At 59.8% G+C, this 12,770-nt stretch carries 11 protein-coding genes; 10 read left to right on the forward strand and 1 reads right to left on the reverse strand.

The window, feature by feature from the left end; translation table 11 throughout:
* Positions 1-13: 13 nt before the first annotated feature.
* Positions 14-346 (reverse strand): iron-sulfur cluster insertion protein ErpA, encoded by a 333-nt coding sequence (gene erpA / locus ACP7E6_RS13405; protein WP_113243592.1) that lies wholly within the window; start codon positions 344-346, stop codon positions 14-16.
* Between the two features lie 210 nt (positions 347-556).
* On the opposite strand from erpA, the gene ACP7E6_RS13410 reads away from it, so the two are divergent.
* The 10 genes from ACP7E6_RS13410 (at position 557) to serS (ending at position 12,766) form a co-directional block, all read left to right on the forward strand.
* Positions 557-1,774, forward strand: a complete 1,218-nt coding sequence (locus tag ACP7E6_RS13410; RefSeq protein ID WP_426230220.1) for a deoxyguanosinetriphosphate triphosphohydrolase — start codon at positions 557-559, stop codon at positions 1,772-1,774.
* Between the two features lie 105 nt (positions 1,775-1,879).
* A complete protein-coding gene (argS, locus tag ACP7E6_RS13415) occupies positions 1,880-3,640 on the forward strand; it encodes an arginine--tRNA ligase (RefSeq protein WP_426230221.1) in 1,761 nt (586 codons plus the stop codon).
* Positions 3,641-3,702: 62 nt separating this feature from the next.
* Positions 3,703-6,684 carry an SPOR domain-containing protein gene (locus tag ACP7E6_RS13420; protein ID WP_426230222.1) on the forward strand — a complete coding sequence of 994 codons (2,982 nt, stop codon included), beginning with the start codon at positions 3,703-3,705 and terminating at the stop codon, positions 6,682-6,684.
* A gap of 144 nt (positions 6,685-6,828) precedes the next feature.
* Positions 6,829-7,845 (forward strand): beta-N-acetylhexosaminidase, encoded by a 1,017-nt coding sequence (gene nagZ, locus ACP7E6_RS13425; RefSeq protein WP_426230223.1) that lies wholly within the window; start codon positions 6,829-6,831, stop codon positions 7,843-7,845.
* A gap of 42 nt (positions 7,846-7,887) precedes the next feature.
* A complete protein-coding gene (locus tag ACP7E6_RS13430) occupies positions 7,888-8,736 on the forward strand; it encodes a segregation and condensation protein A (protein WP_426230335.1) in 849 nt (282 codons plus the stop codon).
* 22 nt (positions 8,737-8,758) lie between these two features.
* Positions 8,759-9,463, forward strand: coding sequence for an SMC-Scp complex subunit ScpB (scpB, locus tag ACP7E6_RS13435; protein WP_426230336.1), 705 nt, complete (start codon positions 8,759-8,761; stop codon positions 9,461-9,463).
* Between the two features lie 225 nt (positions 9,464-9,688).
* Positions 9,689-9,898 carry a twin-arginine translocase TatA/TatE family subunit gene (locus tag ACP7E6_RS13440; protein ID WP_426230224.1) on the forward strand — a complete coding sequence of 70 codons (210 nt, stop codon included), beginning with the start codon at positions 9,689-9,691 and terminating at the stop codon, positions 9,896-9,898.
* A 72-nt stretch (positions 9,899-9,970) separates the two neighbouring features.
* Positions 9,971-10,597: a Sec-independent protein translocase protein TatB gene (tatB, locus tag ACP7E6_RS13445; protein ID WP_426230225.1), complete on the forward strand. Its 627-nt coding sequence runs from the start codon at positions 9,971-9,973 to the stop codon at positions 10,595-10,597.
* Positions 10,594-11,412 carry a twin-arginine translocase subunit TatC gene (gene tatC / locus ACP7E6_RS13450; RefSeq protein WP_426230226.1) on the forward strand — a complete coding sequence of 273 codons (819 nt, stop codon included), beginning with the start codon at positions 10,594-10,596 and terminating at the stop codon, positions 11,410-11,412. The genes tatB and tatC overlap by 4 nt, the downstream gene beginning before the upstream one ends.
* 70 nt (positions 11,413-11,482) lie before the next feature.
* The gene (gene serS, locus ACP7E6_RS13455; protein ID WP_426230227.1) at positions 11,483-12,766 is read left to right on the forward strand and encodes a serine--tRNA ligase; all 1,284 of its coding nucleotides are present in this window, start codon (positions 11,483-11,485) and stop codon (positions 12,764-12,766) included.
* Positions 12,767-12,770: the final 4 nt, after the last annotated feature.

Below are 12,770 nucleotides of genomic sequence, written 5' to 3' on the forward strand. Positions count from 1 at the left end.
CAAGATCTGGCCGTCAGACCGAGAAGCTGGTGCCGCATCCGCAGCTTGCAACCGCGTTCGGATTCTTGATCTGAAACGACTGGCCGAGCAGGTTATCGACGAAATCGATTTCGGAGCCGCTCATATAGACCAGCGACATGCTGTCGATCAGAACTTTGGCCTCGCCCTTTTCGAGGATAAGGTCGTCGTCGTCGGCATCGCCGACCAGGTCGAACTTGTAGGAAAAGCCGGAACATCCGCCGCCTTCGACGGAAACGCGCATGGCCTTTTTCTCGGCATCCGATTTCAGGATCACGGCAATGCGTTTTGCCGCCGAGTCCGAGAGAGTTACGGTATCTATAGTCATATCTACCTCCTACCGGGGTCAAGAACCGGAGAGATTCGCTGTTTACGTCACCCGTTGTCTAAGTTGTGCCGACGGACGGGAAGGGCCAGTTGCGCGGCAAATCCTTGTTTTTATACAAGGTCACGAGCGATTTCCACTCGGTGCTTTCCTGCAGCGCCTACTATAGGTATGAAGGCTTTAATACCGCGTCAATGGGATGCTGAACGGGAAATGACATTGGATAGACATGCGCTTGGTTTCGGTGCCGGTGAACGCGCGATTTTTGCCTCGGATCCATGGGCCAGCCGCGGCCGGCTGTATCCTGAAGCCGGCAGCCCGACGCGCTCCGATTTCCAGCGCGACCGCGACCGCATTGTTCACACGACGGCTTTCCGCCGGCTGAAGCACAAGACCCAGGTCTTCATCGCTGCGGATGGCGATCACTATCGCACCCGGCTGACCCACACGATCGAGGTGGCGCAGATCGCCCGCGCGCTGGCCAGAGCCATGCGGCTGGACGAAGATCTCGCCGAAGGCGTCGCCTTGGTTCATGATTTCGGACACACCCCGTTTGGTCATACCGGCGAGGATGCGCTGCATGAGATGCTCGCGCCCTATGGCGGGTTCGACCACAATGCGCAGTCGCTGCGGATCGTCACGAAACTGGAGCGCCGCTATGCCGAGTTCGATGGCCTCAATTTGACATGGGATAGCCTGGAAGGGTTGGTCAAGCACAACGGCCCGCTGGTGGCCGCGAACGGCGAGGGGACGCGCGGTCCGGTACCTCAGCCCATTCTCGACTATTGCGCGCTGCACGATCTGGAACTCGCCAGTTTTGCCAGCCTAGAGGCTCAGGTCGCCGCGATTGCCGACGATATCGCCTACAACACCCACGATATCGATGATGGGCTGCGCTCGGGTTACCTCACGTTCGAGATGCTGGAGGAGATACCGTTTCTCGCCGGGCTGATGCGCGAGGTCGGCGATCGTTATCCAGGGCTGGAAGCCAGCCGCTTCACCCATGAAATCATGCGCCGGCAGATTACTGCGATGGTCGAGGACGTGATCACCGTTGCGCAGGACAATCTCAAGGATATTCGCCCACAAAGTGCTGCCGACGTGCGCAATGCCGGCAGGGTGATTGCGACCTTCTCGCAGGCCATGGCGGAAACGGACAAGCAGATCAAGACAATGCTGATGACGCGGATATACCGCCATCCCGATGTCATGCGGGTGCGCAAGGACGCTGCGCTGATCGTCACCGATCTCTACAAGGCCTTCATGGCCGATCCGCGTGAGATGCAGAAACACTACTGGATTGACCAGATCCCGGGTATGGCGGAACCGGCCAAGGCCCGCCATGTCGGCGACTACCTGGCCGGGATGACCGATACTTACGCAATTTCCGTGCACAGGCGTTTGTTTGACCATACCCCTGATTTGCGGTAGTCACCGCGCCGGTTGGCGGCAGCATCAAGCATATCGGGCTGCCGGTGATGTGAACGATAGGAACGCGGCCTTGCGCCTTCGGGCGAAGCTGAGCGGATGGGTGTTATGAATCTTTTCACTGACTTCGGATCAAGAATTAAAAACGTTCTGGAAGCGCTTGATATCGTGCGTGAAAACCGATCATCGCTGGATTTCAGCCGAATCAGCGTGGAATCGCCACGCGATGCCAGCCATGGCGATGTTGCGACCAACGCCGCAATGGTGCTGGCCAAGCCGCTCGGCACCAATCCGCGCGCACTGGCTGACCAGATCGTCGCCAAGCTGCAGGAAGACCCGGAAGTCATTGGCGTTTCTGTCGCTGGCCCTGGCTTCATCAACGTCAAGCTTTCGGTCGCTTACTGGCAAAAGCTGCTGACCGTGATGGTCGCTGAAGGCACCGAATACGGCAAGAGTGCTGTTGGGGCCGGCCGCAAAGTCAATGTCGAATATGTCTCGGCCAACCCGACCGGCCCGATGCATGTTGGCCATTGCCGCGGCGCCGTTGTCGGCGATACGCTTGCCAACCTGCTTGAGTTCGCCGGTTACGAGGTGACAAAGGAATATTACATCAACGATGCCGGCTCGCAGATCGACACGCTCGCCCGCTCTGCCTTTCTGCGCTATCGCGAGGCACTGGGCGAAAAGATCGGCGAGATTCCGGCGGGGCTCTACCCTGGCGATTATCTCGTGCCGGTCGGAGAGGCGCTGGTCGCTGAATACGGCTCAAGCCTGCGGATCATGCCCGAAGACAAGTGGATGCCGCTCGTCAAGGAGCGTACCATCGCTGCGATGATGGTGATGATCCGCGAGGACCTGGCTGCTCTCAACGTGCACCATGACGTATTCTTCTCCGAACGCACGCTACATGCGGACGGTGCAACGCGCATTCGTAACGCCATCAACGACCTGACCTTCAAGGGCCACGTCTACAAGGGTACGTTGCCGCCACCGAAGGGGCAGTTGCCAGAAGATTGGGAAGACCGCGAGCAGACGCTGTTCCGCTCGACCGAAGTTGGCGACGATATCGACCGGCCGCTGATCAAGTCGGACGGTTCCTATACTTATTTCGCTGCCGACGTTGCCTATTTCAAGGATAAGTTCGATCGCGGCTTCAACGAGATGATCTATGTTCTCGGCGCTGACCATGGCGGCTACGTCAAGCGGCTGGAGGCTGTGGCGCGGGCTGTATCCGGCGGCGCTTCGAAACTGACGGTATTGCTGTGCCAGTTGGTCAAGCTCTCCCGCGATGGCGAACCCGTGAAGATGTCGAAGCGGTCGGGTGATTTCGTCACGCTGCGGGATGTCGTTGAAGAGGTCGGCCGCGATTCGGTGCGCTTCATGATGATCTACCGCAAGAGTTCTGAGCCGCTGGACTTCGACTTTGCCAAGGTGACAGAACAGTCGAAGGATAATCCAGTCTTTTATGTGCAGTACGCCCATGCGCGCTGCATGTCGGTATTTCGCCAGGCGAGCGCGGCGTTTCCGGATATCGATTTCGCAACCGTCGATCTCGCTGGTGCCATCGACGGCAACATCTCTGATTCGAACGAGCTTCAGCTGGTTGCCAAACTGGCAGAATATCCGCGTATTATCGAGGCCGCGGCACTGTCCCAGGAGCCTCATCGGATCGCATTTTACCTTTACGATCTTGCCAGCGCCTTCCACGCGCACTGGAATAAAGGTAAAGAGTCTCCAGAATTACGTTTTGTTAACGATAAAAATGGAGAATTGACTATTGCCAGACTTGGGCTGGTGCGTGCTGTCGCCTCGGTGTTGAAATCGGGCCTGTCTATTACAGGTACCGCTGCACCGGATGAGATGCGATAGTATTGTCACCATTTACCCACAATGCACTGGCAATGACTGGCTAGTAGTTGTGAGTGGAGCGTATGGCAGACAAACAATTGGCACGAAGCGGTACTGCGGATTTCGGCGTTTTGGCGGACGATGATCCGTTGGCAGAACTTGCCCGCATTGTCGGCTACGACAATCGGCCTGCGGTCCAGCAGCTGCAGGAACTCGAACGCCATCGCGAGATGGTGAGCAGGGAGCCTGTGTTCACCGAGCCGGTTCTCGATCTCGAAGACGAGCTCCTGCGCGAATTCGATGTCTACGATGCGCCGCAGGTTGCTCCCGCAGTTCATGCTCCCGGGCCGGTCTACCTCGAGGAGCCGGTGTCCTTCGCGCCGCTTGCCGAAGAATATCATGCTGCCGATGCGTATGCTGCAGAGCAGTCTGTCGTCGAGCCCCAAGCTGTAGAAATGGCCGCGCCGGTTGTTGACGCGGTGACGTCAGCCGAAAGCATCGAGCCGGTTGCCGCCGAACAGCCAGTTTTCGTCGAGCCGGTTTCGCAGCAGGACGTTGCGTTCGAGGTGAGTGCGCCCGAGAATTCTCTGGCAAGTTCATGGTCACAGGAGCCTGAGGCGCCGGTAGCCGGCACTATTCCGGAAGCGGATAACGGCTGGGCAGTCGAGCAATGGAGCGAGCCGGTTGACGGCGCGGATCTGGAGCGCGAGCTCGAACTTTCGATCAGCTACGACGATGCGCAGGTCGAAGCGGCGCAAGTCGAAACACATCCGGTGCCGACCTCCCACCTTGGGCCGGAACAGGATTTTTCTGCGCCGGCCTTTGCAGGCGTGGCTCAGCCAAGTGTTGCATCCCCCGTGTTCGAAAGCCCGGTTGCTCCCGAGCCTGTAGATTACTCCCCATCCGTAAGCGCACAGCCTGTCATCGAGCCCGAAGCTTCGATGCAGTCCGAATTGCCAGAATGGCAAGACGAGCCGGCGCCCGTATCTGGCGACATCGTTATCTCGCCAGAGAATGCAAATGGCATCGATGCGCTTCTGGCCGATATCGAGCGCTTTCCGGTTCCGTCAAAAGCGGAGGTGAAGGCCGCCACTCCGGCCGACGCCGCCCGCAAGGTCAACTATCCGTTTACGCCGACGTTCAGCCGTGCGACGCCCGTCGCTACCAATGGCGGGCCATCGTCGCAAAAGGCGTATGCGACGCCGCTGGCTGCTGCCGTCGTGGCTGCGCCGGTGACGGCGGCTGTCGCCGAGGCCGCTTATCAACCGGCGGCGTTGGCCGCCGATCCGGTGGTGATCGAAGCTGCCGCCGCCTTGAAGCCGCCCGTCAACGCGGAGCCGGATTTCGATCTCGATACGTTCGAACTGGATCTTTCCGATATAGATATCAACTTGGATATCGACCCTTCGGAGTTTGAGCCGGCAGTGGAAGAGATTGGCATCGCGGCCGCCGAACCGGTAGCCGCCGTGCCGATTATTCCTGTAGCCGCACCTGAACGCTACATTCCGGAGGCCGTTGAAGAGGTTCGCGAGGAGCCGGAAAGCGCCTTGGCGTTCGATCCGTCGATGATTTCAGAAACGGAAGAAAGCCTGACGGCGATTGCCGATCTCAACGTTCCGCACTTGCCTGTTGTCGAGCAGGAACGTCCGGCTGCTCATCACCCGGATTACGATCTCGACATCGATGCTGAAATGGCCCAGCTTTTTGCCGCACCTGGCCGCAATGCACAGAGCGGCGATCACAGCGCCAGCGCAGCGCAGCCTGCTGCGCCTGTTCAGTCGTCCGGTGCTCGCGTCGAAGAGGATTTCGACGAGTTTGAAAAAGCCATGGAAGAGGACTTCCGCCGGTCGCTCAACCAGCCACAGAACAATGATCCGTCTTCGGACCGCCTTGCCGTCGGCTCCGGCTATGCCGCCAGCAACGATTACGATTACGAGCGCCGCGGTTCGGGCCGGCGGCGCCTGGCGCTGTTGGCAGCGACCGTTGCCGGGCTGGCGATTTTTGGCGGCGTCGGCGTCTATGCCTTCATGGGCGGTACCGGTTCGGCGCTATCCGGCGGCGAGCCGAAAATCATCCTGGCGGACAAGTCGCCGGTAAAGATGGTGCCAGTTGAAAAGGGCGGGAAAACCGTTCCGAACCAGGACAAGGCCGTTTACGACCGTGTTGCCGGTGCGCAGGACACCACGCCTCAGCAAGGTACGCTGGTTTCTTCCACAGAAGAGCCGATGGATGTGGTTCAGCGGACGCTGACGCCGGAAAATCTGCCAAATGAAGGTGCCGATGACGACCTTCCCGGCGTGATCCCGGTGGATGAAGACGGTAGTACCCGGCTGTTGCCGGATGGACAGACAGCGGACAGTGCGGCAGCCGATGCGGAACAGTCGCCTGCGGTGTCGCCGCGCAAGGTTCGCACGATGATCGTCAAGCCGGACGGTACGCTGGTCGCCCGCGAGGAGCCGGTGGCTGAGCCGGAGCCGGAGACGAATGTTGCCGCCAATAACGGCGATCCCCAGGTCAATGTCGTGAAGACGACGACCTTGACCAAGCCGATTGAGACGGCCTCCACGCCGAAATCGCAACCGGTGGTGGAACAGCTTGACGAGCAGGGGCAGAAGAGTGCGCTTGCCGAAGCTGCCGCCGTAACGGTCGATGAAACCGCCCCGGTCCGCGCCGTCAAGACGACGGATGTTGCCGAGGCCAATCCAGTACCGCAGACGCGCCCGGTTGCTGAACAGAAGGTTGTCGACACGTTCAAGTCCGACATCGCTGCAACGCAGCCAGCTGCCGAAGTGAAACCGGTGGAGACTGCCTCGATTGCGCCCGGTACTTATGTGATCCAGATCGCATCGCTGCCGTCTGAAGCCGAAGCCCAGACGTCCTACAAGACGCTCTCCGGTAAGTTCGGCAGTGTCATCGGCGGCAAGGGTGTCGATATCAAGAAGGCTGAGATTGCGGGCAAGGGAACCTATTACCGGGTTCGTATTCCGGCCGGCTCCCGCGACGCCGCCAACGCGATGTGCGCGCAGTACAAGAGCGCCGGCGGCAGCTGCCTTGTGACGCGATAATCTCGTCCAGCCATCAAGCTTTTGAAGGCGCGGCCCAACGGCCGCGCCTTTTGCATGTCCGGACCTTGCCGCAACAGCTGGGAATGGTGAGGCAAGACGAGAAACCGGCTTTCGCCTTGCCGAGCGCTGCGGCTATCATGCGGTATGACCGAATCAAAAGCATTCATTTCAGGCTGCAAAGGCCTGACCATCACCCCGGACGAAAAGGCATTCTTTGCGGACGAGCGTCCGTGGGGCTTCATCCTGTTCGGACGCAATATCGGCGAAGCTAACCAGATCGCCGATCTGACGGCGTCCTTGCGCGACAGTATCGGCAATCCCAATGCTCCGGTGCTGATCGACCAGGAAGGCGGCCGCGTCCAGCGCATCCGCCCACCGATCGTGCAGCAGTATCCAAACGGAGCGGCCATCGGCGAAATCTACCGCCGCGATCGCGAACAGGGTTTGCGCGCCGCCTGGCTGATGTCGCGCCTGCATGCGTTTGACCTGATGCGGTTCGGCATCAATATCGATTGTCTGCCGGTGCTGGACGTGCCGATCGAGGGCAGCAGCGACGTTATCGGCAACCGTGCCTATGGCTACGACCCGCGCGCTGTTGCGGAAATCGGCGCTGCGGCAGCTGCAGGTCTGAAGGCCGGCGGCATGCTGCCGGTAATGAAGCACATGCCGGGGCACGGGCGGGCGTTCGTCGATTCACATCACAAGCTGCCGGTGGTCGATATTTCCTTCGACGAACTGGCCAAAAGCGACTTTCTGCCTTTCGTGGCATTGAAGGACGAACTGATGGGCATGTCGGCTCATATCGTTTTCACTGCCATCGATCCGGACAATCCGGCAACGACATCGGCCAAGGTGGTGCAAGACGTCATTCGCGGCCATATCGGTTTCGATGGTCTTTTGATGTCGGACGACGTCTCGATGAATGCGCTGGCGGGCGATATCGAGGCGCGGGCGCGCGGCATTATTGCAGCAGGGCTTGATCTGGTGTTGCATTGCCATGGCATCATGGATGAAATGCATCAGGTAGCGCGGGCCGTACCGGTCATTTCCGGAGACAGGCTGCGCCGTGTGAAGGCTGTTGAGGCTGGTTTTGCCAAGCCCGACGCTTCGGACGAGGCGGCGTTGCGCGACGAGTTTAACGGCATGCGGACTATCGCATGAACTGATTCCAGGGGCAGGGTAATCGTGAGCAACGCCGGCGACATGCAGAAGAAACCGACGACACGGGCGCCGATGGACCCGCTGTGGCAGGATGAGCCCTCCGATCGCGGCCTGCACGAGGAAGAGCTGGTCGTCGATATAGCCGGTTTCGAAGGTCCGCTCGACCTTCTCCTGCATCTTGCCCGCAATCAGCGCGTGGACCTTTCCCGTATTTCCGTGTTGGCGCTGGCCGAACAGTATATCGCCTTCATCGAGCGTGCCCGCAGCATCCGGCTTGAACTTGCGGCAGATTATCTGGTGATGGCCGCTTGGCTCGCGTTCCTGAAATCCCGCCTGCTGATCCCCCAGCAGGCAAAGGACGAGGGGCCGTCGGGCGAGGAGATGGCGTCTGCGCTGGCCTTCCGCCTCAAGCGTCTCGAAGCCATGCGCGAGGCGGCCACCCGGCTGATCAACCGCAACCGGCTTGGCCGTGACGTGTTTGCCCGTGGCGCGCCAGAACATATTCCGGTCGAAAAGAAATCCGCCTTCGAGGCCTCGCTCTACGATCTGCTCCATGCCTATGCGTCGTTGCGCCAGCGCGAGGCGGTGATGCAGGTGACGATCGAGAAGCGGCAGGTCTGGTCACTTGCCGACGCGCGGCTTCTGCTTGCCCGGTTGATCGGCGATATGGTCGACTGGACGGCGCTTGATCATTTTCTGCTGCGCTACATGACGAGCCCGAAGGAACGCGCCACGGCGATTGCCAGTTCCTTTGCCGCTTCGCTGGAAATGGTGCGGGAGGGGCGTCTCGAAATCCGCCAGGACGGCGCATTTGCGCCGATCTACCTTCGCCAGGGACCAAATCCACTCACCGCCGATGTGTTGGCGGATATGGAGGCGGGGCGTGATTGATCCGCAAGAGCGCCTGCCGGGGATGAACGAGGAAGAGGACGGCGCAGAGACAACCACATTCCGGATTGACCCACGGATTGAACTGGAGGCCGAGCGGATCGCCGAGGCACTGGTTTTCGCCTCGGCCCAGCCAGTCTCCGAGGGCTATATTGCGGCACGCCTGCCACAGGGGGCAGACGTCCGGCGCATCATGATGCGGTTGAAATCCATATATGCCGGGCGGGGTGTCAATCTGGTGCAGGTTGCCGATTACTGGGCGTTCCGCACCGCAGCCGATCTCTCCTTCGTTGTGCAGACCGATGAAAACGAGGTGCGCAAACTGTCGCGTGCGGCCCTCGAAGTGCTGGCAATCATTGCCTACCATCAGCCGGTGACGCGGGCTGAAATCGAGGATATTCGCGGTGTCCAGACCTCCAAGGGCACGCTCGACGTGCTGATGGAGGCCGGCTGGATTCGTTTTCGCGGCCGCCGGCGCACGCCCGGCAGGCCCGTGACATTCGGCAGCACGCGGGAATTCCTCGATCATTTCGGGCTGGAGGAGCTGCGTGACCTTCCGGGCCTTGAGGAATTGAAGGGGGCAGGACTGCTGTCCGGCCGCATTCCGGCCAATTTCCAGATCCCGGTACCGCTGGGCGACGACGGTTTTGGCGAGGACGAAGATCCGATTACCCAGCTCGACCTGGAAGAGCTCGGCCTCCTGCCGCCGACGGGCGGAGACGGCGATTAGGGCCACGTCTTTATCCTCTCCATTCGCTGGCTTATCTGGTCACGTCCTCGTGAACAATGCGCTGGAAAGTCCGGTTAGTCATACAGTTGGCTGTATCTCCGCCGCAGTCTCGGTGTAAGGATTGCGCGACGGGCGCCTTTCCGCTAACCAGCGAAACGGATTGCTGTTTGAAAAAGATGGTTGAACATCTTAAATCGGGGTTACAGGCTTCAAGGGAGTAAGAATATGGGTTCGTTTAGTATCTGGCATTGGCTGATCGTTCTGGTCGTCGTTCTGCTTCTGTTCGGCCGCGGCAAGATTCCGGAACTGATGGGCGACGTTGCCAAGGGCATCAAGAGCTTCAAGAAGGGCATGACCGAAGACGAGACGACGGCGACCGCCGACAAGCGCGTCGACGGCAAGACGGTCGAACACAAATCCGACGAAGTCCGCTGATCATGCATTTTGTTCAGGGCCTGACCTGTCCGGGCAGGCCCTGTCGCCTTCGGTTTTGTGGAGTTCCTGAGAATGCTTGATGTCGGCTGGACCGAGCTTGTCGTTATCGCCATCGTTCTGATCATCGTGGTTGGTCCGAAGGATCTGCCGCCAATGTTGCGAACCTTCGGCAAGATGATGACGAAGATGCGCGGCATGGCAAACGATTTCCGCCAGCAATTCGACGAAGCTCTCAAGGAAGCGGACCTCGACGACGTGCGAAAGACGCTGAGCGACGCACAAAAGCTCAACCCGGCCCACACCATCCGCGAGGCGATGAACCCGCTCAGGCAGATGGGCAACGATATAAAGGCCGATTTGCAAAAGGCGACCGCCGCTGATTCAACAGCAAAGGCGCAGGACACCGTGCCTCCGGCCACTGTTTCTGCAGAGGCCGCCGTGCCTTCCGACCAGCCCAAGGTCGATCCGGTTGCCGCTGCCGCTATCGCATCCGCAGCCAAGCAGATGGACCGTGCCGCCGAGGCCGAAAAACCGAAGGCCAAGCGCGTTGCCAAGCCGAAGACGGTGGTAGCCGAAGTCGCTGTTTTGCCAGTTGCAAAGGCGCCGGCGAAAAAGGCGAAAGTGGTCTATTCCGGTGATGTGAAGCCGGCCGTCAGCAAACCGGCTGCAAAGACCACGAAGAAAAAAGGTGACGCATGAGCGGCGATATCGAAGACAAGCCCCAGCCGCTGATGGCGCATCTGATCGAATTGCGCGCGCGCCTGATGTGGGCTGTCGGGGCGTTTTTCGTGGCGTTTCTTGTCTGCTTCTATTTTGCCAAGGGTATTTTCAACATTCTGGTCCAGCCTTTCAAATGGGCCGTGGACTGGGCTGGTCTCAATCACGGTTCGGTTGAGTTGATCTACACCGCGCCGCAGGAGTTTTTCTTCACCCAGATCAAGGTGGCGATGTTCAGCGCGCTGGTGATCGCGTTTCCGGTGATCGCCTCGCAGGTCTACAAGTTCGTGGCGCCGGGGCTCTATAAAAACGAGCGGGCGGCTTTCCTGCCGTTTCTGATTGCCTCGCCGCTGCTGTTCATCCTGGGCGGGTGTCTGGTCTATTTCTTCTTCACGCCGATGGTCATGTGGTTCTTCCTGGCCATGCAGCAGGATGGCGGCGAAGGGCAGGTGTCGATCCAGCTTCTGCCCAAGGTGTCTGAATATCTGAGCCTGATCATGTCGCTGATCTTCGCGTTCGGCCTGGTGTTCCAGCTGCCGGTCATCACCACATTGCTTGCGCGCGTTGGGTTCGTGACGGCGGACGGCCTGAAGGCAAAGCGGAAATACGCGATTGTCATCGCTTTTATCGCTGCAGCCATCCTGACGCCGCCGGATCCGGTGTCCCAGATCGGCCTTGCTCTGCCAGCCATCCTTCTCTACGAGATTTCCATCTACACGGCCCGACTCATCGAGCGGCAACGGGCGCGCGACGCTGCTGCGCGCGCGGTTGCCGAGGCGGAAGAAAACGTCGGCTGATACGCGAGCCGTATCCGCCGACGCGTTCGGGTCTCAGTTTTTACCAAGACCGATCAGGACCTGAACGACCATGCTTGATATCAAATGGATTAGGGACAATGCCGAAACCCTGGACGCCGCACTGGCAAAGCGCGGCGCCGAGCCCTTGTCGGCTGCACTGATTTCGCTCGATGAAAAGCGTCGTTCCCTCGTTCAGTCGCTGCAGGACATGCAGTCGCGCCGCAATGCCGCCTCCAAGGAGATCGGTGCTGCGATGGCGCAGAAGAACAGCGAGCTTGCCGACAAGCTGAAGGCGGAAGTGGCCGAGTTGAAGACCACGATGCCGGCGCTGGAAGAGGAAAACCGGCTGACCGATGCCGCTCTCATCGAGGCGCTGTCCAGCATTCCCAACATTCCGCTCGACGATGTTCCGGTCGGCAGCGATGAGCATGGCAACGTGGTCAAGCACAGCCATGGCCAGAAACCGGGCTGGAATCACAAGCCGAAGGAACATTTTGAAATCGGCGAAGAGCTTGGCTGGCTCGATTTCGAGGGTGCCGCCAAAATCGCCGGTTCGCGCTTCACCATCGTCAAGGGTCAGCTGGCGCGTCTTGAGCGGGCGCTCGGGCAGTTCATGCTCGACCTGCACACAAGCGAACACGGCTATCTCGAAGTCCAGCCGCCGCTGATGACGCGTGACGAAGCCATGTACGGCACGGGACAGTTGCCAAAATTCTCCGAGGATCTGTTCAAGACCACGGATGGCCGCTGGCTCATTCCAACCGCCGAAGTGCCGCTCACCAATATGGTGCGCGAACAGATCCTCGACGCCGATACTTTGCCGTTGCGCTTTACGGCTTTGACGCCTTGCTTCCGCTCGGAGGCCGGGTCCGCTGGCCGCGACACTCGGGGCATGCTGCGCCAGCATCAGTTCAACAAGGTCGAACTCGTTTCGATTACCGATGCGGAAAGCTCGATCGATGAGCATGAGCGTATGACGGCCTGTGCAGAAGAAGTCTTGAAGCGCCTCGGCCTGCACTACCGCGTCATGACGCTCTGCACCGGCGACATGGGTTTTGGCGCCCGCAAGACCTACGATCTGGAAGTCTGGCTGCCGGGGCAGGATGCCTATCGCGAAATTTCATCCTGCTCGGTCTGCGGCGATTTCCAGGCGCGGCGGATGAACACCCGCTACCGGGTTAAGGACGACAAGGCCCTGAAGTTCGTTCATACGCTGAACGGCTCTGGTACCGCTGTCGGCCGCGCGCTGATCGCCGTCATCGAAAACTATCTGAATGAAGACGGTTCGGTAACCATCCCGGACGTATTGTTGCCCTATATGGGCGGCCTCACGAAGATCGAAAAGGCCGGTTGAGCCG

The organism is Pararhizobium sp. DWP3-4, assembly GCF_049898205.1.
GTDB lineage: Bacteria > Pseudomonadota > Alphaproteobacteria > Rhizobiales > Rhizobiaceae > Pararhizobium.

What these genes read in the sequence shown, in the direction of transcription:
- tatB (WP_426230225.1), top strand. Translation starts at nt 9,971, where the DNA reads ATGCTTGATGTCGGCTGGACCGAGCTTGTCGTTATCGCCATCGTTCTG.
- tatC (WP_426230226.1), top strand. Translation starts at nt 10,594, where the DNA reads ATGAGCGGCGATATCGAAGACAAGCCCCAGCCGCTGATGGCGCATCTG.
- nagZ (WP_426230223.1), top strand. Translation starts at nt 6,829, where the DNA reads ATGACCGAATCAAAAGCATTCATTTCAGGCTGCAAAGGCCTGACCATC.
- scpB (WP_426230336.1), top strand. Translation starts at nt 8,759, where the DNA reads ATGAACGAGGAAGAGGACGGCGCAGAGACAACCACATTCCGGATTGAC.
- erpA (WP_113243592.1), bottom strand. Translation starts at nt 346, where the DNA reads ATGACTATAGATACCGTAACTCTCTCGGACTCGGCGGCAAAACGCATT.
- ACP7E6_RS13420 (WP_426230222.1), top strand. Translation starts at nt 3,703, where the DNA reads ATGGCAGACAAACAATTGGCACGAAGCGGTACTGCGGATTTCGGCGTT.
- ACP7E6_RS13440 (WP_426230224.1), top strand. Translation starts at nt 9,689, where the DNA reads ATGGGTTCGTTTAGTATCTGGCATTGGCTGATCGTTCTGGTCGTCGTT.
- argS (WP_426230221.1), top strand. Translation starts at nt 1,880, where the DNA reads ATGAATCTTTTCACTGACTTCGGATCAAGAATTAAAAACGTTCTGGAA.
- serS (WP_426230227.1), top strand. Translation starts at nt 11,483, where the DNA reads ATGCTTGATATCAAATGGATTAGGGACAATGCCGAAACCCTGGACGCC.
- ACP7E6_RS13430 (WP_426230335.1), top strand. Translation starts at nt 7,888, where the DNA reads ATGCAGAAGAAACCGACGACACGGGCGCCGATGGACCCGCTGTGGCAG.
- ACP7E6_RS13410 (WP_426230220.1), top strand. Translation starts at nt 557, where the DNA reads ATGACATTGGATAGACATGCGCTTGGTTTCGGTGCCGGTGAACGCGCG.